The 26,810-nt window shown below is 68.3% G+C and carries 24 protein-coding genes; 8 read left to right on the top strand and 16 right to left on the bottom strand.

Annotation, left to right across the window (positions count from 1 at the left end; all coding sequences use genetic code 11):
* Positions 1 to 44 precede the first annotated feature (44 nt).
* Entirely contained in the window at positions 45 to 281 is a 237-nt protein-coding gene (locus PMI02_RS04460) for a sigma factor-like helix-turn-helix DNA-binding protein (protein ID WP_157222369.1), read from the bottom strand.
* Positions 250 to 1,152 carry an ArdC family protein gene (locus tag PMI02_RS04455; protein WP_007679341.1) on the bottom strand — a complete coding sequence of 301 codons (903 nt, stop codon included), beginning with the start codon at positions 1,150 to 1,152 and terminating at the stop codon, positions 250 to 252. The genes PMI02_RS04460 and PMI02_RS04455 overlap by 32 nt, the downstream gene beginning before the upstream one ends.
* Before the next feature lie 418 nt (positions 1,153 to 1,570).
* Here PMI02_RS04455 and PMI02_RS04450 point away from each other — a divergent pair, with 418 nt between their 5' ends.
* Together PMI02_RS04450 and PMI02_RS26920 are read left to right on the top strand one after the other, a co-directional pair.
* Positions 1,571 to 1,828 carry a hypothetical protein gene (locus PMI02_RS04450; RefSeq protein ID WP_007679340.1) on the top strand — a complete coding sequence of 86 codons (258 nt, stop codon included), beginning with the start codon at positions 1,571 to 1,573 and terminating at the stop codon, positions 1,826 to 1,828.
* A gap of 142 nt (positions 1,829 to 1,970) precedes the next feature.
* Positions 1,971 to 2,261 (top strand): hypothetical protein, encoded by a 291-nt coding sequence (locus tag PMI02_RS26920; protein WP_007679339.1) that lies wholly within the window; start codon positions 1,971 to 1,973, stop codon positions 2,259 to 2,261.
* A gap of 56 nt (positions 2,262 to 2,317) precedes the next feature.
* Here the strand turns inward: PMI02_RS26920 and arfB are convergent, their stop codons facing one another.
* From arfB to pabB, 4 genes are all read right to left on the bottom strand, one after another.
* Entirely contained in the window at positions 2,318 to 2,725 is a 408-nt protein-coding gene (arfB, locus tag PMI02_RS04440; RefSeq protein WP_007679338.1) for an alternative ribosome rescue aminoacyl-tRNA hydrolase ArfB, read from the bottom strand.
* Positions 2,718 to 3,431 (bottom strand): RluA family pseudouridine synthase, encoded by a 714-nt coding sequence (locus tag PMI02_RS04435; protein ID WP_007679337.1) that lies wholly within the window; start codon positions 3,429 to 3,431, stop codon positions 2,718 to 2,720. The genes arfB and PMI02_RS04435 overlap by 8 nt, the downstream gene beginning before the upstream one ends.
* 125 nt (positions 3,432 to 3,556) lie before the next feature.
* Positions 3,557 to 4,723, bottom strand: coding sequence for a pyridoxal phosphate-dependent aminotransferase (locus tag PMI02_RS04430; RefSeq protein ID WP_007679335.1), 1,167 nt, complete (start codon positions 4,721 to 4,723; stop codon positions 3,557 to 3,559).
* Positions 4,723 to 6,567, bottom strand: coding sequence for an aminodeoxychorismate synthase component I (pabB, locus tag PMI02_RS04425; protein WP_007679333.1), 1,845 nt, complete (start codon positions 6,565 to 6,567; stop codon positions 4,723 to 4,725). The genes PMI02_RS04430 and pabB overlap by 1 nt, the downstream gene beginning before the upstream one ends.
* 123 nt (positions 6,568 to 6,690) lie before the next feature.
* Here pabB and PMI02_RS04420 point away from each other — a divergent pair, with 123 nt between their 5' ends.
* Together PMI02_RS04420 and PMI02_RS04415 are read left to right on the top strand one after the other, a co-directional pair.
* Complete coding sequence (locus PMI02_RS04420) at positions 6,691 to 8,289, top strand: helicase HerA-like domain-containing protein (protein WP_036502203.1); 1,599 nt, start codon at positions 6,691 to 6,693, stop codon at positions 8,287 to 8,289.
* A gap of 154 nt (positions 8,290 to 8,443) precedes the next feature.
* Positions 8,444 to 11,089, top strand: a complete 2,646-nt coding sequence (locus tag PMI02_RS04415; RefSeq protein ID WP_007679329.1) for a M1 family metallopeptidase — start codon at positions 8,444 to 8,446, stop codon at positions 11,087 to 11,089.
* 4 nt (positions 11,090 to 11,093) lie between these two features.
* Here the strand turns inward: PMI02_RS04415 and PMI02_RS04410 are convergent, their stop codons facing one another.
* The 5 genes from PMI02_RS04410 to PMI02_RS04390 form a co-directional block, all read right to left on the bottom strand.
* The gene (locus PMI02_RS04410) at positions 11,094 to 12,533 is read right to left on the bottom strand and encodes a HAMP domain-containing sensor histidine kinase (protein ID WP_007679327.1); all 1,440 of its coding nucleotides are present in this window, start codon (positions 12,531 to 12,533) and stop codon (positions 11,094 to 11,096) included.
* Positions 12,533 to 13,279, bottom strand: a complete 747-nt coding sequence (locus PMI02_RS04405) for a response regulator (RefSeq protein ID WP_007679325.1) — start codon at positions 13,277 to 13,279, stop codon at positions 12,533 to 12,535. Before PMI02_RS04405 ends, PMI02_RS04410 begins: the two co-directional genes overlap by 1 nt.
* A 32-nt stretch (positions 13,280 to 13,311) precedes the next feature.
* The gene (locus tag PMI02_RS04400; protein WP_007679323.1) at positions 13,312 to 14,016 is read right to left on the bottom strand and encodes an EF-hand domain-containing protein; all 705 of its coding nucleotides are present in this window, start codon (positions 14,014 to 14,016) and stop codon (positions 13,312 to 13,314) included.
* 209 nt (positions 14,017 to 14,225) lie between these two features.
* Positions 14,226 to 14,627 carry a cupin domain-containing protein gene (locus PMI02_RS04395; protein WP_007679321.1) on the bottom strand — a complete coding sequence of 134 codons (402 nt, stop codon included), beginning with the start codon at positions 14,625 to 14,627 and terminating at the stop codon, positions 14,226 to 14,228.
* Between the two features lie 15 nt (positions 14,628 to 14,642).
* Entirely contained in the window at positions 14,643 to 16,463 is a 1,821-nt protein-coding gene (locus PMI02_RS04390; protein WP_007679320.1) for an aminopeptidase P family protein, read from the bottom strand.
* A gap of 51 nt (positions 16,464 to 16,514) precedes the next feature.
* Between PMI02_RS04390 and PMI02_RS04385 the strand changes: the two genes are divergently transcribed.
* On the top strand, positions 16,515 to 18,596 hold the full coding sequence (locus tag PMI02_RS04385; RefSeq protein WP_007679318.1) for a S9 family peptidase: 2,082 nt from the start codon (positions 16,515 to 16,517) through the stop codon (positions 18,594 to 18,596).
* A 7-nt stretch (positions 18,597 to 18,603) separates the two neighbouring features.
* Entirely contained in the window at positions 18,604 to 19,005 is a 402-nt protein-coding gene (locus PMI02_RS04380; protein ID WP_007679316.1) for a thioesterase family protein, read from the top strand.
* Here the strand turns inward: PMI02_RS04380 and ald are convergent.
* From ald to PMI02_RS04355, 5 genes are all read right to left on the bottom strand, one after another.
* Entirely contained in the window at positions 19,002 to 20,117 is a 1,116-nt protein-coding gene (gene ald, locus PMI02_RS04375; RefSeq protein ID WP_007679314.1) for an alanine dehydrogenase, read from the bottom strand. The genes PMI02_RS04380 and ald overlap by 4 nt on opposite strands.
* Positions 20,118 to 20,210: 93 nt before the next feature.
* The gene (locus PMI02_RS04370; RefSeq protein ID WP_007679312.1) at positions 20,211 to 21,980 is read right to left on the bottom strand and encodes a cation:proton antiporter; all 1,770 of its coding nucleotides are present in this window, start codon (positions 21,978 to 21,980) and stop codon (positions 20,211 to 20,213) included.
* A 105-nt stretch (positions 21,981 to 22,085) separates the two neighbouring features.
* A complete protein-coding gene (locus PMI02_RS04365; protein ID WP_007679310.1) occupies positions 22,086 to 22,520 on the bottom strand; it encodes a hypothetical protein in 435 nt (144 codons plus the stop codon).
* The gene (locus PMI02_RS04360; RefSeq protein WP_007679308.1) at positions 22,517 to 24,901 is read right to left on the bottom strand and encodes a DNA translocase FtsK; all 2,385 of its coding nucleotides are present in this window, start codon (positions 24,899 to 24,901) and stop codon (positions 22,517 to 22,519) included. Before PMI02_RS04360 ends, PMI02_RS04365 begins: the two co-directional genes overlap by 4 nt.
* A 93-nt stretch (positions 24,902 to 24,994) precedes the next feature.
* Positions 24,995 to 25,555, bottom strand: coding sequence for a thiamine phosphate synthase (locus tag PMI02_RS04355; RefSeq protein WP_007679305.1), 561 nt, complete (start codon positions 25,553 to 25,555; stop codon positions 24,995 to 24,997).
* On the opposite strand from PMI02_RS04355, the gene PMI02_RS04350 reads away from it, so the two are divergent.
* Both PMI02_RS04350 and PMI02_RS04345 read left to right on the top strand, forming a co-directional pair.
* A complete protein-coding gene (locus PMI02_RS04350) occupies positions 25,554 to 26,216 on the top strand; it encodes a YggS family pyridoxal phosphate-dependent enzyme (protein WP_036502199.1) in 663 nt (220 codons plus the stop codon). The two genes, PMI02_RS04355 and PMI02_RS04350, sit on opposite strands and share 2 nt — an antisense overlap.
* A complete protein-coding gene (locus PMI02_RS04345; protein WP_007679299.1) occupies positions 26,216 to 26,764 on the top strand; it encodes a sugar O-acetyltransferase in 549 nt (182 codons plus the stop codon). Before PMI02_RS04350 ends, PMI02_RS04345 begins: the two co-directional genes overlap by 1 nt.
* The last annotated feature ends 46 nt before the right edge of the window (positions 26,765 to 26,810 follow it).

Genomic DNA, 26,810 nt, shown 5'->3' with positions numbered 1-26,810 from the left:
GGCGTCCGAAGCCCGGTGGAAGATACGGCCCGAGAGACCGCGTCTCACGGCCCGTCCTCCAATTCGCGTGCGACGATGCGGATGACACGGCAGAGCCGCCGCTTGACCCGCCTTTGGGACAGGCAGGCATGCCGGGCAATTTCGCGCACGCTCATGTCATCGAAGTGCAGCGCGAGGAATATCTGCCAGTCCAAGTCGGAAAGCTTGAGCAGTGCCGTCTCGATCCGGGCCAGCCGTTCGGACTCGCGATCAGACAGTGCCATTTTTGCCTCGCGTGCCACTGGCGCAGGCAAAGAGAAAATCCACCGCCTTGCCGGCGGCGCTGGCGGCCCGGAAGATCGCCTTCTCGTCGGCCCGCAGCACGCCGAGCCAGGCACCAATGTAATCGGAATGGCGGACTGTCGGCTCAATGCCGAGCGAGGCGCAGGCAAAGGCGCTGGCCAGTTCGGCGCAGAGCTCTTCGCGAGCATAGGCAGCGCCCCCGAACACCCCCGACTGGTCGCGAGCTAGCCGGCTGGAATGGCCCGTCCAGTGGCCGCCCAGTTCATGCAGCACTGTACGGTACCAGTTGATTGGCTGGCGAAATGCGGCCTGGGGCGGCACCTGCACGAAGTCCGGACCCGGCGCGTAGAAGGCCTCGCTGCCGCCGATCCGTAAATCGGCGCCCGAGGCAGCGATGATCCGGTCGGCCTCGGCGATCGCCAGGACCGGGTCGACAGGAGGTGGCGCCCGCCCAAAATCTTCCGGGAGCCCCTCGCACTGGTCGAGATTGAACACAGTGTAGCGCTTGAGGAAGGCAATGCCCCGCGCCTCGCGGTTTTCGTTGCGGGCCCGTTCGGCTTCCTCTCTGGGCGTGAAACGATCGGCGTAGCAGACGACCGCGCCTGTCTCCCCGCGGCGGACATGACCGCCGGCCTGCGCGGCTTGCCGGTAGGTCAGCCAGCGCTGCGAAGCGAACCCCTGGCCTGCACCCAAGGCCCACAGGATGAGCACATTGATACCCGAGTACGGCCGCCCCGACACGGCGTTCTCGGGCATCGCGCACGGGCAGCGCGCAGCATCCCAGGGCTGCACCCAGGGAAAGCGTCCTTCTTCCAGCTCGGCAATGATCCGGCAGGTAACCTCGCGATAGAGGCTGAGACGTTCGGTCATGTCCTTCACTCCTTTCCTCAACCGCCATTGACCGGCGCCAGGGTGGCGGGGGGCGGCAGGAGCGAGCCAGGACACCCCGCCGGCTGAGGCGGGGCGCACCCGAAGGGCCGCAATGGACATGGAGGACTGGAGCGCAGCGCCGGTTGCGCGCCGCCGAGGCGGGGTTACAGGGTAGCGACGCCCCCCGCCACGCTAGCGCCGAAGGCCCGCGCCGCCGCCTGCGCGGCGTCCGTATCCGGGATGCCAATCTGCATCCCGGTTCTGCCAGCGATCGTAACGGCCATGCCGACGAGACGGCGGCGCAGCTGGCGGCTCGGCCGAGCGCAGCGAGGTAGAGCGCGCCCGCGCGGCCACCGTGCGGGGCAGCAGTTGTCCCTGAAGAAACGTGGCCGCTCCCATCCACCATCGCAGATATGCGATGGAGTTGGCGCGGCGCGACGGTTGGAACGCCGTGCCGGGATTGCCTGGACGCCGTCGGGCCTACATCCACAAGCGGCTAGGTCTCTCAGGCGGCGGTGCGATCTATTTGGATGAAACCGCCGATGGGGTGGTCCTGCGGACTGCGGCGCAGGCGGTGGCAAGCGCACAGGCGTTGGCCAAACGCTACACCGACGACGGGCCAGAAAGTTCGGTCGATTCGTTTCTCGCCACCCGCCGCGAGGACAGCGGCGAATGAGCGAGATCGTGCTCGACGCCTCTGCGCTGCTGGCCATGCTCAAGGCCGAGCGCGGCGCTGCGAAGGTAGCCAGTGCGATCGCCGGCGCGCGGATCAGCGCGGTGAACTATGCCGCGGCGAGCGTGACCAGTTCTTTCTTGAGATGCTCAAGCCGCTCGGGATCGAGAGAGGCGAGCCCTTCGTCCCCGACGGACAGCAGAAGGAGCTGCTCGAACAGGGCGCGCTGGTCGGGGAGGCAATGGCTAAGGCGAATACCTACGATCGCCGCTTCCCGAACGTGAAATACCGCGAGGGCACGCACTGGGATCATGCGCTCAACCTCGATGCAGATGACCCGGCGGAATATTGGGCCCGGCTCGACGAGCGTGCCTCCTGGTTCTACGAGGCGTGGGGATCGCCCGAACTGGCGGATACGATCACGTTGCGCGCGTAATGCGATGACACCGTGGATGCCGCCTAAGGGCGTCCTAAGTCCCCGTGGCGGGGGATTTAGTCCAAGCTCACCTTGCCGCGGCCGGCCTTGACGTTGCCGCGCAGTTTCTTGCCCTTGATGCGCTGTTCCTTGCCGACGCGGTTGAGGCGGCTCTTGGCGCGCTTTTCGGGAAATTTCTGCGCCTGTTCGAGCAGCTCGGCCATGCGTTCGCGGGCGTCGGCGCGGTTGGCTTCCTGGGTGCGAAAGCGGCGCGCGCTGATCACCAGTTCGCCGCGCAGGGTCATGCGGCTGCCAGCCAGTTCCTTGAGGCGCGCGAAGACTTCGGGGCTGAGGCGCAGGGCATAGCAGTCCAGCCGCAGCTGGCAGGCACTCGCCACCTTGTTGACGTTCTGCCCGCCCGGCCCGGTCGAGGCCAGGAACGTTTCGGTCGCCAGCGCCTGCGCGCGTTCGACTATCTCATTCATCGGTCGCTTCGGGCGGCGCTTCGGGAGCCACGTCCTGCAACGCATCGGGCGTGATGAAGCCGAGCGCGCGGAAGTCCGCCGGCATCGGGCTCACGGCGACGATCGGCGCCTTCTCGCCGCGCGGCACGGTGAGCCCGGCGGCGTGGAGCATGGTCCGACGCACGCCGGCCCGGTCGGGACCGTCGCCGTAGACCGGGTCGCCCAGCAGCGGCAGGCCAAGGCCCGAAGCGGCGTGGACGCGGATCTGGTGGGTGCGGCCGGTCTCGGGGCGGAACTCCACGAGGGTCAGGCCATCGACGACCTCCAGCTTGCGCCAGTGCGTGACCGAGGGCTTGCCCTTGCGCGCCGGGATCATGCGCCAGCCGTCCTTCACGGTGCTGACCTTGGACAGCGCCAGTTCGATGGTCCCGCTCTCGCCCTCGAACTCGCCCGCCACCACGCCGAGGTAGATCTTGGCGACCGTTCGCTCCTCGAAGGCGGCGGAGAATCGCTTGAGCGACTTGGGATTGCGCGCCAGCAGCAGGCAGCCGGAGGTATCTCGGTCGAGGCGGTGGACCGGGAACGGCTCGCGCTGGAAGCCCAGCTTCAGTTCGTCGAGCCGGTCCTCAAGGCTCGGCCCGCCGGCGCGCGGGCGGTCGAGCGGGAGGCCAGCGGGCTTGTCGATGACGAGCGCTTCGCCGTCCTCGAAGAGGATTTCCAGTTCCATGGTGTTCTTTTTTCCAAATCTCGTCGGTCCCGCGCAGGCGGGAGAATGAGCGGTCCTTAGCGCACGATCGCCGTTTTACCGAACCCTCTCGTCATTGCGGGCGCAGCGGCTCCCTTTCGGGCTCGTTACGCGACTGCTTCGGCAATCCTGCGGCACGCCTCGACCAGCTTCGCTTCGTCCGCCGCGAAGCTGATGCGGAAGCCGTCCTTGCCACCGAAAGCCGAGGCGGGGACGATGGCGACACCGTGGTCGAGCAGGTGCAGCGCGAGCGCGGCGTCGTCGCCGAAGCGTTCCATCAGCGGGGCGGCATTGACCATGCAGTAGAACGCGCCGTCGGGCACGGGGGTGGAGAGGCCGGGAATGGCGTTGATCGCGCCGACCACTAGGTCGCGCCGGGCGCGGAAGCGCTCGCACCACTGGGCGAGGAAATCCTGCGGGCCTTCGAACGCGGCGACGGCGGCGGCCTGGCTGATCGAGCAGGGGTTGCCCGAGGAGTGCGACTGCAGCCGCTCCATCGCCTTGATGAGCCACTCCGGCCCGGCGGCGACGCCGATGCGGAAGCCGGTCATCGCGTGGCTCTTGGAGACGCCCGAGATCGTCAGGATGCGGTCGGCAAGGTCGGGGCAGAGGTTCGCGAGGGTGGCGTGGGCGCCGCCGGTGTAGTTGATAGGCGCGTAGATATCGTCCGAGAGCACCATGACGCGCGGGTGATGGCGCAGCACCTCGCCGATGCCGAGCAGCGTTTCTGCAGGCAGGCAGGCGCCGGTGGGGTTGCCGGGGCTGTTGAGCAGCAGCCAGAGCGTGCGCGGGCCGATCTGGGCTTCGAGGTCGGCGGGGGTGAAGCGGAAGTTGTGGTCGGCGTGGGTGTGCAGTGGCACGACCTTGCCGCCCGCGAAGCGCACGATCTCGGGATAGCTGACCCACCAGGGGGCGGGGACTATGACCTCGTCGCCCTCGCTTATGGTGGCGAGCATGGCGTGGAAGATCGCCTGCTTGCCGCCCGCGCTGACGGTGACCTGCGATGTGGGGACCTCGATCCCGAGGTCGCGCGCGAAGTGCAGCGCGGCGGCCTGCTTGAGCCGCGAGGTACCGCCGACCGGCGTGTACTTGGTGTCGCCCCGGTCGAGCGCGGCCTTGGCGGCTTCGACGACGTGCGGCGGGGTGGCGAAGTCGGGCTCGCCCACCGAGAGCGAGATCACGTCGCGCCCGGCCTCGCGCAGCTGGGTGGCGCGGTCGGTCATCGCGGTGGTCTGCGAGGGGGCGATGCGGGAGAGGGCGGCGGAGACGTGCATCAGGCCAGCAACCCCGCCGGGATCAGCCCGCGCAGGGCGTTGCCGATGAAGAACCCGTCCGCGAGATCGTCCAGCGCAAGGTTGGCTTCCACCGCGCGGCCGGATTCCAGCAGCGAGCGGCGCAGCACGCCGGGCAGCAGGCCGAGGCTCGCGGGCGGGGTCAGCAGCTTGCCGTCACGCTCGACGAACAGGTTGGTGAAGCAGCCCTCGGTGATGAGCCCGTCGTCGCGCAGCAGGATCGCCTCGTCGGCGCCGGCGCTCCTGGCCAGCGCGAGGCCCTTTTCGTAGAAGCCGCGGTCGCTGGTCTTGTGGCGCAGGCGCCAGTCGCCCTCGTCGACCGGCAGGCGCAGGACGGCGACAGGCGCGGGCTCGGGCAGCAGGGGCGGCAGCGCGGCGAGTTCCAGCGCGAATGCGCCGGTACGGCCAACCACGAGGCGAAGCTTGGAAGGCGCGTCGGCGTCGAAGCACAGCGCCTGGATGGCGTTGCGCACGGCATGGCGGTCAAACCCGAAGCCGAGTATCGCGGCGCTGGCACCGATCCGCTCGAGGTGGAGTTCGAGGAGCGCGATGCCCTCCTCGGGCGTGAAGCGCATCGTCTCGATCAGGTCGAAGCTGGCGGGCGAGGCGATGTTCCCCGCGTTTGCTGGTGTCACTCGTGCTTCCGACTCGCGCACGAAACCCCCTTTGACCAGGCATTCCCGCCATTCGGGAAGCGCTTCAGAATCCGCGACGATCGCCGATCCCACCCCGAGGATTGCACGGCCGCCGCCTTCGCTTCCCCCGTTTCGGTCGGGAACCAGGCGAAGGGTGCGGATTGCCACATTGAACGCGCCGTCGCCAGAGGGTTCGATGCTGCCGATTGCCCCGCAATAGGGGCCGCGCGGCCAGTTCTCCACGGCGGCGATCAGTTCCATTGCCCGGATCTTGGGCGCGCCGGTGATCGATCCGCAGGGGAAAAGGGCGCGCAGCACGTCGAAAGCGGACCTGCCGGGGGCGAGCCGCGCCTCGACCGAGGAGACCATCTGGTGGACGGTGGGATAGCTCTCTACCGCGAAAGGTGCCTCCACCCGGACGCTGCCCGCCTGCGCCACGCGCGAGAGGTCGTTGCGCATGAGGTCGAGGATCATCAGGTTTTCGGCCCGGTCCTTGGGGCTGGCGGCGAGGTCGGCGTGCAGCCGTGCGTCCTCTGCCGCATCGCGGCCGCGAGGACGGGTGCCCTTCATCGGCCGGACGCGGACGGCATCGCCCACAGCCTCGAAGAACAGCTCGGGCGAGAAGCTGAGGTGCCAGTGCGCGCCGTCGTGGACCACGCCGCCGTGCCCCGCCGCCGCGCGCCGGCGCAGCGCGGCGTAGAGGGCGAGCGGATCGCCGCGCCAAGGTCCGGCCAGCGGGAAGGTGAGATTCGCCTGGTAGATGTCGCCGGCCTCGATCGCGGCGTGGAGAGAGCCGAAGGCGCGCTGGTAGGCGGCGAATTCGATTTGCGGTTCGAGCGGGCCGATCGCCGGGGTCCCGGGGCCGGCGGCCTCGTCCAGCCAGCGCGGGACCTCGGTGGCGGGGATGGTCTCGCAGCTCTGGAAGGCGCCGAACCAGACCAGCGGCCCCGAAGCTCCGGTGCGTTCCGGCAGAAGGTGGGCGAGGCGCTCCTCGAGGGCAAGGCCAGCCTCGTAGGCCATGTAGCCCGCCAGGTGCAGGCCCTTTGCCGAGAGCGTCTCGATGCGATCCAGCGCGCCTTGGACCTCGTCGCCCCGTATCGCCACGACGGTTTCAACCGGGTCGCGGTAGAGCCGGGCGTCGGCGGCGCCCTCGTCGCGGGCGTCATCGAGGAGGACGAAGGGTTCTGGCATGAGCTTGGCCCGGCCTTTAGCGGTGTTGCGCCCCGGTGGCAAAGACGAGGAGGACGTGTTGCCAACAAGGCCGATCGCGCTACACCCATGGAGGGCAATGGGGCAGGGCTTGGAGACGCGGACTTGAGCGAGATCTTTCTGGGACTGGGCGCCAATGGCGACCGGCAGGTGCTGCGCCTCGGCCGGGCCAACCGCCACGGGCTGATCGCGGGCGCCACCGGCACCGGCAAGACCGTGACGCTCCAGACCATCGCCGAGCAGTTCTCGGCCGCCGGGGTGCCGGTGTTCCTCGCCGACGTGAAGGGCGATCTTTCGGGCATTGCTATGCCCGGCAGCCCGCAGTTCAAGAACGCCGCGATCCTTGAGGAGCGCGCGAAGGAACTGGGCATGACCGACTATGCCTATTCCGATAATCCGGCGGTGTTCTGGGACATTTACGGCGAGCAGGGCCACCCGGTGCGCACCACCATTTCGGAGATGGGCCCGCTGCTGCTCTCGCGCCTGATGGACCTCAACGACACGCAGGAAGGCGTGCTTAACGTGGTCTTCCGCTTCGCCGACGAACAGGGCCTGCTGCTGCTCGACCTCGAGGACCTGCAGGCGATGTTGGCCTTTACCGCCGAGCACGCTTCGGAGCTTTCGACCAAGTACGGCAACGTCACCAAGGCCAGCGTCGGCACCATCCAGCGCCAGCTCCTGGCGCTCGACAGCCAGGGGGCAGCGCAGTTCTTCGGCGAACCGGCGCTGGAGATCGCGGACTTCATCACGTGCGACGAGCAGGGCCGCGGCTACATCAACGTGCTCGCCGCCGACAAGCTGATGCGCAGCCCCAAGCTCTACGCGACGTTCCTGCTCTGGCTGCTGTCCGAGCTGTTCGAGGCGCTGCCCGAAGTGGGCGACCCCGACAAGCCCCGCCTCGTGTTCTTCTTCGACGAGGCCCACCTGCTGTTCGACGATGCACCGGGGGCGCTGCAGGACAAGGTGGAGCAGGTGGTGCGGCTGGTCCGCTCCAAGGGCGTGGGCGTGTACTTCGTCACCCAGAACCCGATCGACATTCCCGAGAAGATCGCCGGCCAGCTCGGCAACCGCGTCCAGCACGCGCTGCGCGCTTTCACGCCCCGCGACAAGCGGGCGATCAAGGCGGCGGCGGAGACCTTCCGCATCAACCCCGAGCTCGATGTCGAGGCCGCAATCACTGAGCTGAAGGTGGGCGAGGCGCTGGTCTCCACCCTCAATGACGACGGCTCGCCGAGCGTGGTCCAGCGGACGCTGGTGGCGCCGCCGCGCTCGCGTCTCGGTCCGGTGACGCCCAAGGAGCGCGCCATCGTCCAGTCGATCAGCCCGGTGGAGGGCAAGTACGACAACCGCGTCGACCGCGAGAGCGCCGAGGAGGTGCTCGCCGCCAAGGCCGCCGATGCGGCGGCTACGGCGCAGGAAGTCGCGGAAAAGGGCGAGGAAACGGTTCGTAAGGAAGCGCGCAAGAGCCCGGGCCTGTGGGACGGCATCGGCGGCAAGGTCGCCAAGGCCGCCGCCGGGGCAGCGGCGGGCAGCGCCGGGGCCATCCTCGCGCAGACGATGCAGGGAAAGAAAAGCCGCGCTAATCCCCAGGCCTCGGCTGCCAGCGCGGCCGCCGGGACCGTGGGCGACGCGCTGGGCCGGGCGATCGGCTTCCCCGGCCTCGGCCGCTTCGCGCGCAACCTCATCGGGGGGCTGATGCGCTGAGGGGAGGGGCAGGCTTCGAGAATGACGTCGTCCCGGACTTGATCCGCGATCGCTGGTCGGGCCGCGCCGACTTCTCGGTCCAAGCCGCTGAGAGGGCTCGCCTCAAGAGTACACAGGGGTCCCGGGTCAAGTCCGAGACGACGATTTTCACTGGATGAAGCTGCTTTGGAGCCTTCTTGCGGCGGTGATGCTGGCCGGGACTGCCCATGCCCAGGACGCGATCGTCGTCACGCCTGCCGCCGAGGGCGTTCCGCTCGGGCGGCTGAGTGAAGCCGTCAAGCCTGCCGCCTACCGGCTGGACCTCACCGTCGACCCCGCGAAACCGCGCTTCTCGGGCCATGTCGAAATCGACGCGACGCTCGCCGCGCCGGCCTCGACCATCGATCTGCACGGGCGCGGGCTCGCGGTTTCGCGCTTGGTGGCCAGCGCCGGCGGGCGCTCGTTTCCTGGCCAATGGCGCGAGGTCGATCCCGGCGGCGTCGCCCGCGTGACCTTCGCGCAAGACCTCCCCGCAGGCCCGGTCACGCTGGCGTTCGATTACGACGCCGCCTTCGCCGACGGCCCTTCCGGCATGTTCCGGCTGGAGGTGGAGAGCGGCTGGTACAGCTGGACGCACTTCCAGCCCATCAATGCTCGCGCAGTGTTCCCCTGCTTCGACCAGCCGGGCTTCAAGACGCCGTTCACGCTGACATTACGAACTCCTCAAGGTCTCACCGCGATCGGCAACGCTCCGGAAGCGGGGGTGCCGGGGATCGAGAACGGCCTCGCCGTCCACCGCTTCGCCCCGACCGCGCCGCTGCCGACGTATCTGGTGGCGATGATGGTCGGGCCTTTCGCCACGCTCTCGGGCGACGCCGCCCCGAACGCCGAGCGCAGTCCGCCGCTGCCAGTGCGGATCGCCTCAACCTCGCCGAACGCGGGCGAACTGGCCTTCGCGCTGGACGGATCACAGCGGATCACCGCGCTGCTCGAGGACTATTTCGGCGAGCCGTTCCCGTTTCCCAAGCTCGACCAGATCACTACCCCGATCCTGCCCGGCGCGATGGAAAACGCCGCCGCCAGCCTCTACCGTGACGACCTGGTGGTGATGGACGGGCAGGCCCCCGTCGTGCAGCAGCGCAGCTTCGGCACGGTCGTCGCGCATGAACTTGGCCACCAGTGGTTCGGTGACCTCGTCACGCCCGCCTGGTGGGACGATCTCTGGCTGAACGAGAGTTTCGCTAACTGGATCGGTTACCGCGTCGGCGAACAGTGGCGGCCGGACCTCGGTATCGCGGGAGACGCGCTGGGTGCGGGCTACGAGGCGATGGAGACCGACGCGCTTCTGGCCGGGCGGCCGATCCGCCAGCCGATCGCGCGCAGCAGCGACATCGATTCGGCCTTCGACGCCATCACTTACGGCAAAGGCGGCCACGTCGTCGGCATGATCGCGGCGTGGCTGGGTGATGAAAAGTTCCGCGAGGGCGTGCGCCGCCACATCGCCGCGCACCGCTTCGGCAGCGCGACGAGCGAGGACTTCTTCGCCGCGCTGGCCGAAGTCGCGGGCAATCCCAAGCTGGTTCCCGCCATGCGCAGCTTCGTCGAGCAGCAGGGCGTTCCACTGCTGGCGATGAAGCAGAGCGGCGACCGGGTGGCGGTGACGCAACTGCGCTACACCACGGCGGGGGTGGCGCCGCCGGAATCGGACTGGACGATCCCGCTCTGCCTGCGGCGAGGGGCGAACCGCCAGTGCTTCATCATGGACCAGCACACCCAGAGCTTCGTCATGGCGGGTAAGGGGCCGGTGTTTCCAAACGCCGGCGGCACCGGCTACTACCGGTTCGAGCTGACTGCGAAGCACTGGCAGGACCTCATCGCTAGCGCGGACACCCTGCCTGGCGGCGAGGCGCTGGCGCTGGTCGATTCGCTCTGGGCCTCGATCCGGGGCGGGCGCGGCACGATCGGGGAGATGGCGCGGCTGGCGAAGAAGCTGATCCACCACCCCGACCCCCACGCCGCTGACGCGCCCGACAAGGCGCTGAGCCGGCTGGTGCGCGAGAACATCGTCGGCGCGCAGGGGCGGCGCGGCTTTAGGCTGCTGCGCGAGAAGCTCTACCTGCCGCTGCTGAAGACTTACGGCTTCGACCCTCATGCCGGCATCTATGCGCAGGAGACTTCGGCGCGGGCGCAGCGGCGGGTGCAGGTAATCAATGCGCTGGTGGGCACTGAGAGCGGCAAGAACATCCGCCGCAAGCTGCAGGACGCCGTGGCCGCCTACCTTGCCGGAGACAGGACGGCGCTCGATCCGGCGTGGTTCGACCATGCGCTCGACATCCACCTGTTCGGGCAGGATGCGGCAGCGGTTCACAAGCTAGTTGACCAGGCGCTGTCGTCGCAAGACCCGGTGTTCCGCCCCGCCGCGCTGGGCGCCGCCGCGCGCTTCGGCGATCCCGCGGTCGCGGCCTGGCTGCTGTCGCTCGACGATCCGCGCCTGCGCGACGGGGAGAAGCGCGATTTCCTCGATGGGGTGATGTCGCGCAGCACGACGCGCGAATACGGCTATGCCTGGGCACTGGCGCAGGTGGACGTGCTGCTGGCGGGCAGCAACGGGGCGTCCTTCGCCCGGCGCCTGCCGCAGATGCTGGGGCGGTTCTGCTCGGTCGCCTGGGGCGCGCGCATCGAGCGAGATTTCGGCCCCAAGTTGGCGGGCACGCCCGGCGCACTGGAACTGGCGCGGGCGAGCGAGCGGGTGCGCAACTGCGGCCTCCTCGATGACATGATGGGCCCGCAGATCGACGCCGAGTTCGCAGCGATGCGGTGAGGCGTCAGCCCACCGGGATTTCTAGCCGCGCCGTCAGTCCCTCGACGATACCAGTCGCCGACAGCCGGTTCGACAGGATCAGCGCGCCGCCGTGCTGGTCGGCGATGGCGCGGGCGAGCGCGAGGCCAAGGCCGGCGCCGCCGGTGGTCGAATTGCGCGAGGGGTCGCCGCGCACGAAGGGGTTCATCATGTCCTCGATCGTATCGTCGGGGATGCCCGGGCCGTCGTCCTCGATGCGGATGACGGCCTTGTTGCCTTCGCGCACCAGCGTCACGCGGGCGCGGTGGCCATAGCGCAGGGCGTTGCCGATGAGGTTGCGCAGCGCGCGCCGCAGCCATGTCGAGCGCGCCTCGAGGACGATGCGCCGGGTGTCGCCCAGCTCCACGGGGTCGCCCATGTCCTCGTATTCCTCGACCACCGAAGCCACCAGGGCGGACAGTTCGGTGCGCTCGCGCGGGTCGCTCGGACGCCCGACGCGGGCGAGCGAGAGGATGTCGTCGAGGGTACGCACGATGTCCTCGATGGTGCCGGCCATGCGGCCGCGCTCGACGTCGTTCTCGACCGATTCGATGCGGACGCGCAGCGCCGACAGCGGGGTCTTGAGGTCGTGGCCAATCGCGCCGAGCATCACGTCCTTCTCATCCAGCATGGCGACGATGCGCGCTTCCATGGCGTTGTGCGCAACGATCAGGTGCTGCATATCCTCGGGCCCGCTCGGCTCTAGCTGTCCGGCCGAGCCTGGCGCGACGGCGAACTGCTCGACCCGGCGGGTCAGCGCCGCCAGCGGCCGGGTAATCCGCCGCAGGATCAGCGCCACCGCGCCCACCAGCACGAGGTAGATGATCAGCGTCTGGACCAGCAGCGGCTGCAGCAGCACGTTCATGGCGCGGGGGCTGCGCACCCGCGCAATCAGCCAGGTATCCTTGGCGGGCTGGCGCACGGCGACGACGAGCAGGTTGTCGTCCATCATGTCGGCCAGCTTGCGACCGTCCGTCCCTCGGCGCGCTGCGCGCTTTTGGACCGTGCTGCTGGCGACGGGGTCGCTGCGCACGGTGCGATGGACGACGGCGATGTCGGTGGCGGGGAATTCCTGTTCGTCCAGGATGCGGGCGAGGCGGGCCTGCGCACGGGTGTCGCGCGTCTCGTCCGCTCCGACCGGCGAGGCGGTGCCGAACTCGACCGGGAAGCCGCGCGGCTGGGCGCCGCCGAAGGGGCCGCCGCGGTCGCGGTCAGGACGATCGCCGCGCTTCATGCGGTCGAGCCCGCCGAAACCGCGTGTTTCCGCGATCAGGCGGAAGGCGGCGGCGTTGACCATGCCGACCTCGAGGCTCTCGCGCTGTGCTCGGTAGACGAGGATCGCGCCGATGCCCTGGACGAGCAGCAGCGCGGCTGCGACGGCCATCAGCATCTGGCCCATCAGGCTTTTCGGGCGGGGAAAATGCATCAGTCTTCCAGCGCTACCCGGCGCACGTCGGTGGCGAGCATGTAGCCGCCGCCCCAGACGGTCTGGATGAGCTGCGGGTTGCGGCTGTCCACTTCGACCTTGCGGCGCAGGCGGCTGACCTGGTTGTCGACCGCGCGGTCGAACAGGTGCGCCTCGCGGCCCTGCACCATGTCGAGCAGGCGGTCGCGGTTGAGGACCTGGCGGGGATGTTCGAGGAAGGCCATGAGCAGCCGGAATTCGACCGAGGAGATTGCGACGATGGCGCCCTCGGCGTCGATCAGGCGGCGCTTGAGGGGGTCGAGGCGCCAGCCCTCGAATTCGAAGGCCTCGTTCTCTGCCTCGTTCACCGCTGTGCTGCGCGAGGCGCGGCGCAGGACGCTGCGGATGCGGGCGACCAGTTCGCGCGGCTCGAACGGCTTCACGACGTAGTCGTCCGCACCGATCTCGAGACCGACGATGCGGTCGGTCGCCTCGCCGCGCGCTGTGAGGAAGATCACCGGCACGTCCTGCGTTTCGACGAGGTGGCGGCACAGCGACAGCCCGTCCTCGCCCGGCATCATGATGTCGAGCAGGACGAGGTCGAAGCGGGCGTCGCTCGGCACGTCGCGCAGGCGCGCGCGGGCTTCCGCCGCGCTCGAGCACTGGACGACGGCGAACCCCTGCCGCGAGAGATACTCGCCCAGGGGTTCGCGCAGCGCCGCTTCGTCATCGACGAGCAGGAGTTTGGAAGGCGCGGTGTCGTTCATCGGCAATCCTTGTACTAACCCGCGCCGTCCTGTCAGTTCGCAGCCTTGTTGTCAGCTTTCTTGTCGCCGCGCTTGGCCTGCCATTCGGCCTTCTTAGCCTCGCGGCCAGCCTGACGCTCTTCCTTGGTCACCTTGCCGTCCTTGTTGGCGTCTTCGGCATCGAAGCGCTTGGTTGCCGCAGCCATGAATTCGGCTTGGCTGATCGCGCCGTCGTTGTTGGTATCGGCCTGCTTGGCCATCCACATCATGCCGCCGCCGTGACCGCGCATGCCGCCGTGGCCGCCGCGATGACCGCGACCGTCCTTGCCTCCGCGCATGCCTGCGGCATCCTTGCCTGGGCCATCAGGACCACCCATGCCGGGACCACCCGGAGGGGGCGGCGGACCTTCGCCGTCGGGACCGCGCTGCGGACCGCGATCAGCCGAGAACTCGGCCTTCGAGATCGAGCCGTCGCTATTGGTGTCGAGCCTGGCGAACCGGGCGTCGGTCCTCTGCTGGCGGGCCAGTTCACGGTCGGCCTGGTCGAGCTTGCCGTCCTTGTTGACGTCCATCTTCGCGAACATCGCGGTCGCGGCGGCCTGCGCCTCAGCGCGGGTCACCGCGCCGTCGCCATTGGCGTCGATCTTGGGGCGTTCCATCTTGGGCGGGTTGGCGGGGGCCTGGGCGCAGGCGATACCGCCGATAGTGAGTGCTGCGGCTGAAATGCCGAGCGTCAGCTTCTTGAAGTGGGTGATCATGGCGTTTCTCTCATCCGTTCAGAATAGGATGAGAACCGCAGGGCGGGGCAGGGAGGGGAGCCCCGCGGCTCTCTGAGGCCTGTTCTATGACTGTCTTGTCGCGCATTTATGCCGGGACAGGGGTTTATTGTCGCCAATTGTCACATCTGCGCGGGTCTGTTCATGAACGCGCAAAGCCGATGAATGGTTTTAAAGAAACGCAGGCAGATCTAGCGCGGACGGCTGGTGGTCCCTTCACCGGCAGTGATGAACAGCGCGGTGGCGGCCTCGGAGATGTTGGCGGTGTGCCACGTCCCCGCCGGATTGATGAGGTATTGACCAGCACTGAGAGGTTCGGAATGCAGGCTGCCGTCGGGGCGCTCCTGGATCAGCGTCATCTCGCCGGAGAGGCATATCACCACTTCGTCGCCGGCGGGGTGCATCTCCCACGAGTCCCAGTCCGAGGTGAAGTCGAACAGGCTGACGAGGCGGCCCTCGGCGCCGTCCGCCTCGGTGCGCTGGGCATAGGCCTCGTACCATTCCATGCCGGTGAAGGCGGGCTGGGCCGAGGCGCCGGCGCCGAGGCCGAGGTGGATCGGGAAGGTGCGGAGGTCGCGGCCCAGCGTCGTCATGTCAGGGTTTCCTTGTCAGAGAGGCGCGCACTGCGCCTCGAGCCATGCCTTGGCCGGACCATCGAGCTGCGGGCCAACGATTTCCAGCACGCGGGCGTGGTAGGCGTTCCACCATGCGAGTTCGGCGGGCGAGAGCAGCGACATGTCGACCAGTCGCCGCTCGATCGGAACGTGGGTCAGCGTCTCGAAGCCGTAAAACTCGCCTTCAGCGCCCTCGATCGCGCGCGGCTCGACCAGCACGAGGTTCTCGATGCGGATGCCGTATTCGCCGGTCTTGTAGTAGCCCGGCTCGTTCGAGAGGAACATGCCGGGCAGCAGCGGCTGGTCGACGCCGGCCTGCCCGCCCGCCGACTTGGCGATGCGCTGCGGCCCTTCGTGGACCGAGAGGAAGCTGCCGACGCCGTGGCCGGTGCCGTGCGCGTAGTCGAGGCCCACCTGCCACAGCGCGTGGCGCGCCAGGATATCGAGCTGGCTGCCGGCCGTGCCCTGCGGGAAGACCGCGAGGGCAAGCGCGATGTGGCCCTTGAGTACGCGGGTGAAGCGGTCCTTCAACTCGGGCCAGGGCTCACCTGGGCCGACCCAGACGGTGCGGGTGATGTCGGTTGTGCCGTCGGGGTACTGGCCGCCCGAATCGACGAGGTAGACCGAGCCGGGCTCCAGCGTGCGGTTGGTCTCCTCCGAGACGCGGTAGTGCACGATGGCGCCGTTGGGCCCGGCGCCCGAGATCGTGTCGAACGACAGGTCGCGTAGATCGCCCGCTTCCTGGCGGCAGGCCTGGAGCTTGTCGGCGGCTGTGATCTCGGTGACCTCGCCCTTGGGGCCTTCGACCGCGAGCCAGTGCAGGAAGCGCGAGACGGCCGCGCCGTCTCGGGCCTGCGCGGCGCGGTGGCCCGCCTGCTCGACCAGGTTCTTGACCGCCTTGGGCAGCACGGTGGGATCACGCTCCTCGACCACGGTGGCATGAGCCTTGCGCAGTTCCTCGAAGATCGCACTGACCGCCCGCTCGGGATCGACGGCGACACGCTTGCCGGCAAGGTCGCGCAGGGCGCCGACGAAGCCGTCGCGAGGCTTGATGCTGACGGCATTGCCAAGGTGGCGGCGCAGGTCTTCGGTCACCTTTTCGGGCGCGATGAACAGGTCGGCGGTGCCGTCGGCCCGGGCGATGACATAGGACAGGGCGACCGGCGTACGCTCCACGTCGGTGCCGCGGATGTTGAGCAGCCAGGCGATCGAATCGAGCGCGGTGATGACCGCGGCATCGAGGTTTTGGGCCTCAAGCCATTCGGAAACGGCGCCGCGCTTGGCCTCGCTGGTCTCGCCGGTGAACTCGTCGGGGTGGACGAGGGCGGAGGCGGGCGAGGGGGCGGGTTGGTCGTCCCACACCGCATCGACCGGGTTGCCGTCCACCGCGACAAGGGCGGCGCCCTTGGCGCCGAGCGCCTTGGCCACGCCCAGCGCCCACTTGGAACCGTGCAGCCAGGCGTCGTACCCGATCTTCGCGCCCGCCGGCGCGTGCTTGGCCAGCCAGCCCGCGATGCTGGTCTGCGGCACGCTTTCATAGGCGTAGAGCCGCCCGTCGACCTGGTCGCGCACCTGGAGCGTGTAGCGCCCGTCCACGAACATCGCCGCCGAGGGCACCAGCGCCGGGTCGGTCAGCACCACCGCCGTCCCCGCCGAGCCGCCAAAGCCGGTCAGCCATTCGAGACGCTGGGCATAGCCGCCCACGTACTCGCTCATGTGCTCGTCCGAAATCGGGATCACGAAGCCGTCGAGGCCACGTGTTTTCAGTTCCTTGCGGAGGGCTTCGAGGCGCGGTTCGTGGGTATTCATCAGCATGTAGGGGGTATCCGGCTTGCGGGTGTCATGCAGCGAACATAGATGGGACCGATGGCAGATTCCACCCAGACCCTCATCGGTCCTCCGCTGGCGGCAAAAAAGCCGCATTCCGTCACCCACCACGGCGTGACCGTGACCGACGACTACGCCTGGCTGCGGGATGCCGGCTATCCCGAAGTGACCGACAAGGACGTGCTCGCCCACCTCGAGGCCGAGAACGGCTGGTTCGAGGCACGCATGGCCCCGCACAAGGGCCGGATCGACGCGCTGTTCACTGAAATGCGCGGCCGCATCAAGGAAGCAGACGCCTCGGTTCCGCAAAAGGACGGCGACTGGCTCTACTGGATCGATTTCGACGAGGGCGCCGAGTACAAGAAGTGGTGGCGCCGCCCTGTCGCAGGCGGGCCCGACGAGCTGATCCTCGATGAAGTCGCGTTGGCGCAGGGCAAGGAATACTTCCGTCTCGGCGCGATCTCGACCAGCGCCAATGGCAAGCTGCTGGCCTATGCCATCGACGACAACGGCTCCGAGCGCTTCACCGCGCGGATCAAGAACCTCGAGACCGGCGAACTCCTGCCCGACGAAATTCCGGGCACCCTCTCGGGCCTGATCTGGGTCGCGAACGACACCGGCCTCGTCTACTCGCTCGCCAACGAGCAGTGGCGCACCGACAATGCCCGCCTGCACTGGCTGGGCCAGCCGCTGGAAAGCGATGTCGAACTCTACCACGAGGACGACGAGGGCTTCCGCGTCGGCTCCACGCTCTCGGCCAACGAGAAGTGGCTGTTGATCGGCACCAGCGACCACGAGACCAGCGAATGCCGCATGGTCCCCGCCGACGATCCGCTGGGGACGCAGATCCTGGTGAAGGCGCGCGCCAAGGGTGTCGAGTACGACGTGGATGAGCGCGAGGGCGTGCTCTACATCCACACCAACGACACCCACGAGAACTTCCGCCTCGCCACCGCGCCGCTGGACAACCCTGGCGAGTGGACGACACTGATCGAGGGCTCGGACGCGTTCTACCTGCTGGGCGCCGATCTGTTCCGCGACTTCTACGTGATCGAGGGCCGCCTTGCCGGCCTCGACCAGATCCAGGTGCGTTACTACGACGATCCCTCCCGCGTGGAGGCGATAACCTTCCCGGAGGCGAGCTATTCCGCCGGGCTGTCGAACAATCCCGAATGGCACATGACGACGCTGCGGCTCTCTTACGAGTCGATGGTCGCGCCGTCCTCGGTGCTCGACTACGACGTGGCCGCGCGCACGCTCGAGACGCTCAAGGTCCAGGAAATCCCCTCGGGCTACGACGCCTCGCTCTACGCCACCGAGCGGCTGGAGATCACCGCCCGCGACGGCACCGCGATCCCCGTCTCGATCATGTACCGCAAGGACCGGGCCGAGAAGTTCGACGCCGCAGGCCCGCTGCACCTTTACGGTTACGGCGCCTACGGCATCAGCATCGACCCCGGCTTCTCGACCTCGCGCCTCAGCCTCGTCGATCGCGGTTTCGCCTATGCCATCGCGCATATCCGCGGCGGCGACGACATGGGGCGCGCCTGGTACAAGGCCGGCAAGCTGGAGCGCCGCAACAACACCTTCAACGACTTCGTCGACGTTGCGAAGGGCCTGATCGAGCGCGGCTTCACCTCGGAAGGCAAGATCAGCATCTCGGGCGGCTCGGCCGGCGGCGAGTTGATGGGCGCGGTGATCAACTCCGATCCCGAGCTGTTCGGCGCGGTGGTGGCGCACGTTCCCTTCGTCGACGTGCTGCACACAATGCTTGACGAGACGCTGCCGCTCACCCCGGGCGAGTGGCCTGAATGGGGCAATCCGATCGAGGACAAGGCCGCCTTCGACCTGATCCTGAGCTACAGCCCCTACGACCAGGTGAAGGCGCAAGGCTATCCGCCACTCATGGTCACCGCCGGCCTCAACGACCCGCGCGTGACTTACTGGGAGCCCGCCAAGTGGGTAGCAAAGCTGCGGGAAGTCAAGACCGACGGCAACGAGCTGATCCTCAAGACCAACATGGGCGCGGGCCACGGCGGCAAGTCGGGCCGCTTCGAAAGCCTGAAGGAAACGGCGGAGGAATTCGCCTTCATCCTGTGGCAGCTCGGCGTCGAGGGGTGAGCGCCAAGTGACCGCGGCGCGCTTCACCCTGCTTTTCACCGCGCAGGCCCATGACATCGACATCATGGGCCACGTCAACAACGCGGTCTGGGTGCAGTGGATGGAAGCGATGGCGGGCGCGCATTGGGCCGCGCTCGCTCCGCCCGAGCACCAGGCGAAATACGCCTGGCTCGTGACCCGCCACGAGATCGACTACCGCGGCAACATCCGCGAGGGCGAGAGCGTGACCGGCGAGACTTTCATTCCCGACGGTCCGAGCGGGGCAAGGTTCGATCGCCGGGTGGATTTCCGCAATGCGGCGGGCAAGGTCATCGTCTCCGCCAGGACTACCTGGGCGATGATCGACATCGCCTCGGGCCGCCTCATGCGGGTGCCGCCGGAAGTGGCGGCACCGTTCGTGGGCGCCTAGCCCAGCACGTCCGCTACCGGCACGTAGTCATACCCCAGTTCGCGTGCGACGGCCTCATATGTCACCTTGCCTGCGTGCACGTTCAGCCCATCCGCCAGATAGGGATCGGCCTTCAGCGCCGCCTTCCAGCCCAGGTCGGCGATCGCCAGCGCGTGCGGCAGCGTCACGTTGTTGAGCGCGTAAGTGCTGGTGCGGGCCACGCCGCCGGGCATGTTGGCGACGCAGTAGTGGACGATGCCGTCGACCACGAAGGTCGGATTGTCGTGGGTGGTCGGACGGCTGGTCTCGAAGCAGCCGCCCTGGTCGATGGCGACGTCCACCAGCACCGCGCCGGGCTTCATGCAGGACAGCATCTCACGCGTGATGAGCTTGGGCGCGGCGGCACCGGGCACGAGCACGGCGCCGATCACCAGCTCGGCCTCGCAGAGCATCTGGCGGATGTTGCTGGAATTGGCGAAGCGCGTCTTGGCCCGGCTCTCGAAGTGGATGCCGAGGCGTTCGAGCACTTCGGGACTGCGGTCGAGGATGGTGACGTCGGCGCCGAGGCCCACCGCCATCTGCGCCGCGTTGAAGCCGACCACGCCGCCACCCAGCACCATGACACGCGCTGGCAGTACGCCGGGCACGCCGCCCAGGAGCACGCCGCGCCCGCCGTGCGCCTTTTCCAGCGCCGTGGCGCCGGCCTGGATCGACATCCGGCCCGCGACCTGGCTCATCGGCTTCAGCAGCGGCAGCGAGCTGCCAGGACCGGTAACCGTCTCATATGCGATCGCGGTAACGCCCGAGGCGACGAGGTCGGCGGTCTGTTCGGGATCGGGGGCAAGGTGAAGGTAGGTGTAGAGGATCTGCCCCTCGCGCAGCATCGCGCGTTCGACGGGCTGCGGCTCCTTGACCTTCACCACCATCTCGCACGCGCCAAATATCTCGGGTGCGGCAGCGACGAGTTTGGCGCCGGCGGCGGCATAGTCGTTGTCCGAAGCGCCGATACCGAGCCCCGCGCCGGTTTCCACCCAGACCTCGTGCCCGTGCGAGACCAGTTCGCGGGCGCTCTCGGGCGTCAGGCCGACGCGATATTCGTGGTTCTTGATTTCCTTGACGGTGCCGACGCGCATGGTTGCTCTCTCCGCTGGCCTAAAGGGTTGTGGGGGGAACTACACCCGAAGCGCCGCAATGTTGCAGGTAAAAAGGGGCCGCGCGCCCAGCATTCACATCGCCCCGCCTTCGCGCGGCTCGCGGGCGCGCTGGGTTATGATGCGGTCGCGGGCGGTCCGCAGGTCGCCCGATTCGTATTGGGCTGAGAGCCGCTCTTTGTCGCGCAGGCGGTAGGTGTCCTCGGCCTTTGCAATCTCCTCGCGCGAGATGCCGAGGCCGCCCAGCGCATTGCGCGCCAGCAGCACCGCCGATTCGCGGACCTCCCGGGCGATCGACTTGACCGGCGAATCCTTGAGCCGCAGCAGGGCGCGGCGGTCGAACACGCGGGCGTGGATTTCGGCGCGGGGGAAGGCGTCGTGGACGGCGTGGAGGAACGCCTCGGTCAGCTGGTCGCCGTCGATGCAGAACACGATCAGCTCGGCCTCGGCGGCGCCCGCTTGGCGCAGCAAGTCGATGCGGGTGCCGTCGCCGAAGTAGACCTTCGCGCCGAAGCCGCCGGCGACGTCGATCATCTCGATGTCGGTGTCGATCAGCGTCACTTCGATGTCGGCGGCGATCAGCATCTGCGCCACGGTCTGCCCGAAGCGGCCGTAGCCGACGACGAGCGCGTTGGCGCCGTCGTCCTGCGGTTCCTCCCGGCTCTCGGTGCTGGCGGGGCGTTCGCGGATGCGGCGGGTGGCCATCATCAGGAACGGCGTGGTGACCATCGAGAGGGTGACGATGGCGCTGAACAGGCTGGTCGCCCCGCTGTCCACCAGCATCGAGTTGCTGGCCTGCGCGAATAGCACGAAAGCGAATTCGCCGCCCTGGCTCAGCAGCAGCCCGAGCGCCAGCGCACTGCGCCATTCCATGCGGAAGGCGAGGCCGAGCAGGAAGATGATGGTCGACTTCACCGCGATCAGGGCGAGTGCCATCGAGATCACGAACAGCGGCCGCTCGGCAATGGCCGAGAGGTCGAGCAGCATGCCCACAGACATGAAGAACAGGCCGAGCAGGATCGAGCGGAAGGGCTCGACGTCGGCTTCCAGCTCGTGGCGATAGGGGCTGTCGGCGAGCATGACGCCGGCGATGAAGGCGCCCAGCGCGGTGGAGAGGCCCAGCGCCTGCATAAGCGCGGCGCTGGCGATGACGGTGAACAGAGCGGCGAAGACGAACATCTCGCGTTCGCCGAGATTGCCGATCAGGCGGAACAGCGGGCGGATCGCGAAGCGGCCCGCGAGGATCAGGCCCGCGATCGCGGCCGCCGTCTCCAGCGCAAGCACCCAGCCCGGAGGCCCCGCGGGGAGCGCAGGATTGCGGTTCATGGCGGCGATGATCGTGATGAGCGGGATGATCGACAGGTCCTGGAACAGCAGGATCGCGAAGGAGCGCTCACCAAAGGGCGTGTGCAGGCGGCCCGCGCTCTGGAGCATCGGCAGGACCTGCGCGGTCGAGGAGAGGCCGAGCGGCAGCCCCAACGCCAGCGAGGCCTGGAGGCTGAAGCCGGTGAACAGGTAGATGATCCCCGTCACCGCCAAGCCGCACAGCACGACCTGCAGCAGCCCGAGCCCGAAGATCTCGTGCCGCATCCGCCAGAGCCGCGGCGGCGCAAGTTCGAGGCCGACGATGAACAGCAGCAGGGTGATGCCCAGTTCGGCGATGCCCAGCTTGCTTTCGGGATCGCCGATCAGGTCGAGGACATAGGGCCCCAGCACCGCGCCCGAAAGCAGGAAGCCCAGCGTGGCGCCCAGGCCCAGTCTCCGGAACAGCAGCACGAAGATGAGTGCCGTGCCCAGCAGCAGGAACCCGTCCCGCAGCAGGAAATCCTGTGCATGTTCTTCCATCGATACCCTTCGGCAATGCGTGTGAAATGGCGTCCGCGACGCCACCTTAGAGGGGCGGGGCGGTGAGACCAACCATACATTGGTAGATGGGTGCAGGCGGAAAGGTCAGCGCGGCAGGATGCCCTGGCAGATGTAGCGCAGGACCTTGCCGTCCTCGCTGTCCCAGTTGACCCGGACGACCGTGCTCGCACCTGCCGACGTGCCCAGCGCGGTGCCGGTCGGGCCGACGACCTGCCACGCCGAGGTGACGACACGGCCGCCGGTGCAGTCGACGCTGCGCAGTGCGAAGCGGGTGGTGCCGCGCGGATAGGCGCGGCTCGCGCGGTTCATGACCTCCGCCTGGCGGAAAGTGCGGCCGAGACCTCCGGGGACGATGCTTGCTGTGTCCACGCGCACGCTGCGGCCGAGGGTACGCTCCACGTCCAGCGCGAAGACCTTGACCCAGCTGCCGGCCGTGGTGGCTAGCGTCTGGGCTGCCGCCGGCGCGGCGGCGAGGGCGCAGAGAGCCAGGGCCGCGCCGCCCAGAATGCCACGCCTCACAGCGGGTTGCCGTTCTCGTCGCGGTAGATGTCGCGGCGGCCGACGTGGTTGGCGGGGCCTACGAAGCCGTCGTTCTCCATGCGCTCCACCCACTTGGCGGCGGTGTTGTACCCGACGCCCATCTGACGCTGCAGCCACGAGACCGAGACCTTCTGGTTCTCGAACACGAGGTGGCAGACCTGGCGGTACTTGCGCTCGTCCGGCGCGTCCGAGGCGGTGGCGTCGAGGTCGTCGAAGCCGAAGCTGCCTTCTTCGGGCTCCTCGGTGACGGCATCGACATAGTCGGGCTTGCCCTGGGTCCGCCAGTAGATCGCCACCCGCTCCACTTCCTCGTCCGAGACGAAGGGGCCGTGAACGCGCTTGATCGGGTCAGAACTGGGCTTGTAGAGCATGTCGCCCTTGCCCAGCAGCTGCTCGGCGCCCTGCTCGCCCAGGATCGTGCGGCTGTCGATGCGGCTGGTCACGGCAAAGGATACGCGGGTCGGCAGGTTGGCCTTGATGACGCCGGTGATGACGTCGACCGAGGGGCGCTGCGTCGCCATGATGAGGTGGATGCCCGCCGCGCGGCTCTTCTGCGAGAGGCGCTGGATGAGCACTTCGATTTCCTTGCCCACGGTAACCATGAGGTCGGCCAGTTCGTCGACGATGAGGACGATCTGCGGCAGCGCCTCGTAGTCGAGCTGGCGGTCTTCGTAGAGTTCCTCGCCGGTGTCGGGGTCGAAGCCGATCTGGATGCGGCGGCCAAGTGGCTTGCCCTTGGCGGCTGCGGTTCGGACCTTCTCGTTGAAGCTGGCGAGGTTGCGGACCGAAATCTCGCTCATCTGGCGGTAGCGGCGCTCCATTTCCTCGACCGCCCACTTCAGTGCGCGGATGGCCTTGGGCGGCTCGGTGACGACGGGTGAGAGCAGGTGCGGGATGTCGTCGTAGCTTTTGAGTTCGAGCACCTTGGGATCGACGAGGATCAGGCGGCACTGCGCCGGGGTGAGCCGGTAGAGCAGCGAGAGCAGGATGGCGTTGAGGCCGACCGACTTGCCCGAGCCGGTCGTACCCGCGACGAGCAGGTGAGGCATCGTCGCTAGGTCGGCGACCACGGGCTCGCCCGCGATGTCCTTGCCCAGGATGATCGGCAGCATGCCCTTGTGGCTCATGAACGCCTCGGAGGCGACCATCTCCTTAAACGAAACCATCTGGCGGTCCGCGTTCGGCAGTTCGATGCCCATGACCGTGCGGCCCGGGATCGAGGACACGCGCGCCGAGATCGCCGACATGTTGCGGGCGATGTCGTCGGCCAGGCCGATCACGCGGCTGGCCTTGATGCCGGGGGCAGGTTCCAGCTCGTACATGGTGACGACGGGGCCGGTGCGCACGGCGGTGATCTCGCCTTTGACGTTGAAGTCGTCGAGCACGGTTTCCAGCAGGCGCGCGTTGCGTTCGAGGCTGAGCTTGTCAATCTTGGGCTGCGAATTGGGCTGCGGATCCTCGAGCAGGTCGAGGCCGGGCAACGCGTACTTGTCGAACATGTCCTTCTGCCGGTTGCCGAAGCCGACCTGCGCAGGCGTGGCGGAAACCTTGGGGTCGGCGATCTCGGGCGCTTTGCGCGGCTTATCGGCCAGGGCGGCAGCGGCGGCGGGGCTTTCGGCGATGCGCGGGGCGGCCTCGGGCCTGGGGGCCTGCTTTTCCTTGGCGGCCTTGAATGGAACCTCGTCGGGGGCGGGCAGTGCGCGCGGCAGGCGGCCGATGCGGCCCGGCAGCGTGAGCAGACGCACCCAGTCGAGCGCGAAGACGCGGCCTGCCAGCAGCACACCGGCACCGAGGCACATGAGCGCAAGGGCGAGCTTGATCCAGTTCTGGACAATCGGCGGCGAGAGTTCGGCGAGCGAGGTGATCGCCTTGGCGCCCAGCAGCCCAGTGATCCCGCCCATCGAGGCGGGCAGCGAGCCGCCGGGCTGGGTGAACCACAGCGACAGCACGGTCGCGATCAGCAGCATTGCCACGGCCAGCACGCCGACGGGACGCCACCAGCGCTGGTCGGAATGCTCGATCTCGCCGTCGTCCTCCTCGACCAGCAGCCAGAGCTTGCGGCCGAACACGTAGAGCAGGGGAATGAACAGCGCCGCGACCGGCCCGAACAGGATCAGCACGCTGTCGGCCACCCAGGCGCCGACCGGACCCATCCAGTTCTGCACCGTGCCGCCGGCGGCGGTAGAGGTGGACGGGTCGGTCTGGTGATAGCTCAGCAGCGCGAGGCCGAGGAACACCATCCCTGCAAACAGCGCGACTGCGCCCGACAGCTCGCTGGCGCGGCGCAGCGAGCGTTTCAGGATGGCGCGCCAGTCCGGCTTGGCGATGCGCCGACCGGGCGCGATGGGCCGAGTAGCCATTTCAAAAATTCCCCAGGGTTCAGGTCCGATTATGCGGCGGGCCGGGAGTCCGCGTCAAGAATGGATCGGGAACGCGGCTGTGGAGGGCTCCGCTCAGGACAGTCCGTCGATCGCCGCCCAGCGTGCGAGGCGATGGGCGCGGGCGCGGTGTCCGGTCATGCCGCCCAGCGCGATCACAGGTATCTGCGCATGGGCCGCGATCAGCCGGAACCGGACCGGGCCGAGGGCCTTGCCGCCGGGGTGCGACGCAGTCGGGAACACCGGTGACAGCAGCACTGCGTCTGCGCCCGCGCGCTGCGCCTTCGCCAATTCGCGCAAGGTGTGTGCCGTCGCCAAGCGCAGCACCTGCGGCCATGCGGTCAGTCGCTCCGCAGCGCCGTAGGCACCGTCCGCACCCCACCGGCGCGCCGTTCGGGCGTCACCTGAAAGCACCACGACGTGTCCGAACCGGCGCGCCGCTCCCGCCAGTCTGTCGAACCGCGCCCGACGCTCGGCGGGCGGCAGGTGGTAGTGCCGGTAAATCAGTCCCGAGCCGGGGGGCAATCGCGGCAGAACGCGCTCGATCACCGCATCGTTGCGGGCATCGCTCACGAGCCAGAGCAGGGGAATCGACGGCTGGCGGATCTTCACGGGGACGCTATAGCAGCGCGCCATGGATCAGCCAGCATCTCCCCTCGAAGCCGTCCGCGCCCGTATCGCCCAGTCCGCCCGCATCGCGGGACGCGAGCCCGAGGCGGTGGAACTCGTCGCCATTTCCAAGACCCACGACGCCGCCGCGATCGAGCCTTTGCTCGAGGCCGGTCAGCGCGTGTTCGGCGAGAACCGCGTGCAGGAGGCGCAGGCCAAGTGGCCCGACCTGCGCGGCACCTACCCCGACGTGAAGCTCCACCTCGTCGGCCAGCTGCAGTCGAACAAGGCTGACGATGCGGTGGCGCTGTTCGACTGCATCCATTCCCTCGACCGGCCCTCGCTGGTCACCGCACTCGGCAAGGCGATGGAGAAGGCCGGGCGCCAGGTCCCCTGCTTCATCCAGGTCGACATCGGCGAGGAGGAGCAGAAGGGCGGCTGCCCGATCGCCGAAGTGCCCGCGCTGCTGGCCTCGGCGCACGGGGCGGGCATCCCGGTCGTGGGCCTGATGTGCGTACCGCCCGCCGGGATCGAGGCCGCGCCGTTCTTCGCGCTGCTCGCCAAGATCGCCGCCGACAATGGTCTAGAACAGCTCAGCATGGGCATGAGCGAGGACTTCGAAACCGCTGTCCTGCTCGGTGCGACGCATGTCCGGGTCGGTAGCGCGCTGTTCGGCAGCCGCACCTGATGGCGCAGCGCACCGAAAAGCAGAAGATGCTGGCCGGTGAACCCTACCGCGCTTCCTGCCCTGAGATCGCCGCTGACCAGCGCGCCGCGGCCGAATGGATGGTGCGCTTCAATTGTACCATCGACCCCGACGAGCGCGAGGCGCTTCTGCGCGAACGCTTTGCCGCCGTGGGCGAGGGCGCGGCGATCCGGCCGCCTTTCCACTGCGACTACGGCTGCAACATTAGCCTTGGACGCGGCGTATTCCTCAACTTCAACTGCGTCATCCTCGACGTGGTGGAAGTGGTAATCGGCGATGGCGCGCAGATCGGCCCCGGCGTCCAGATACTGACCGCCGACCATCCGCGAGATCCGGTGGAGCGGGCCAGCGGCCTTGAATGGGGCAGGCCGATCCGCATCGGGCGCAATGTCTGGATCGGCGCCGGAGCGCTCATCATGCCTGGCGTGACGATTTCAAATGATGCGATCGTCGGCGCGGGAAGCGTGGTGACGCGCGATGTTCCGGTCGGCGCTACTGTTGTCGGCAGTCCGGCCAGAGTGAAGACTTAAGGGAAGACGCAGCGGCCATCGCCCCTGCATCCCATTATCGTCGAGG

This window comes from Novosphingobium sp. AP12, from assembly GCF_000281975.1.
In the GTDB taxonomy this organism is placed as follows: domain Bacteria; phylum Pseudomonadota; class Alphaproteobacteria; order Sphingomonadales; family Sphingomonadaceae; genus Novosphingobium.
This window is presented reverse-complemented; position numbering and strand designations above follow the sequence as displayed.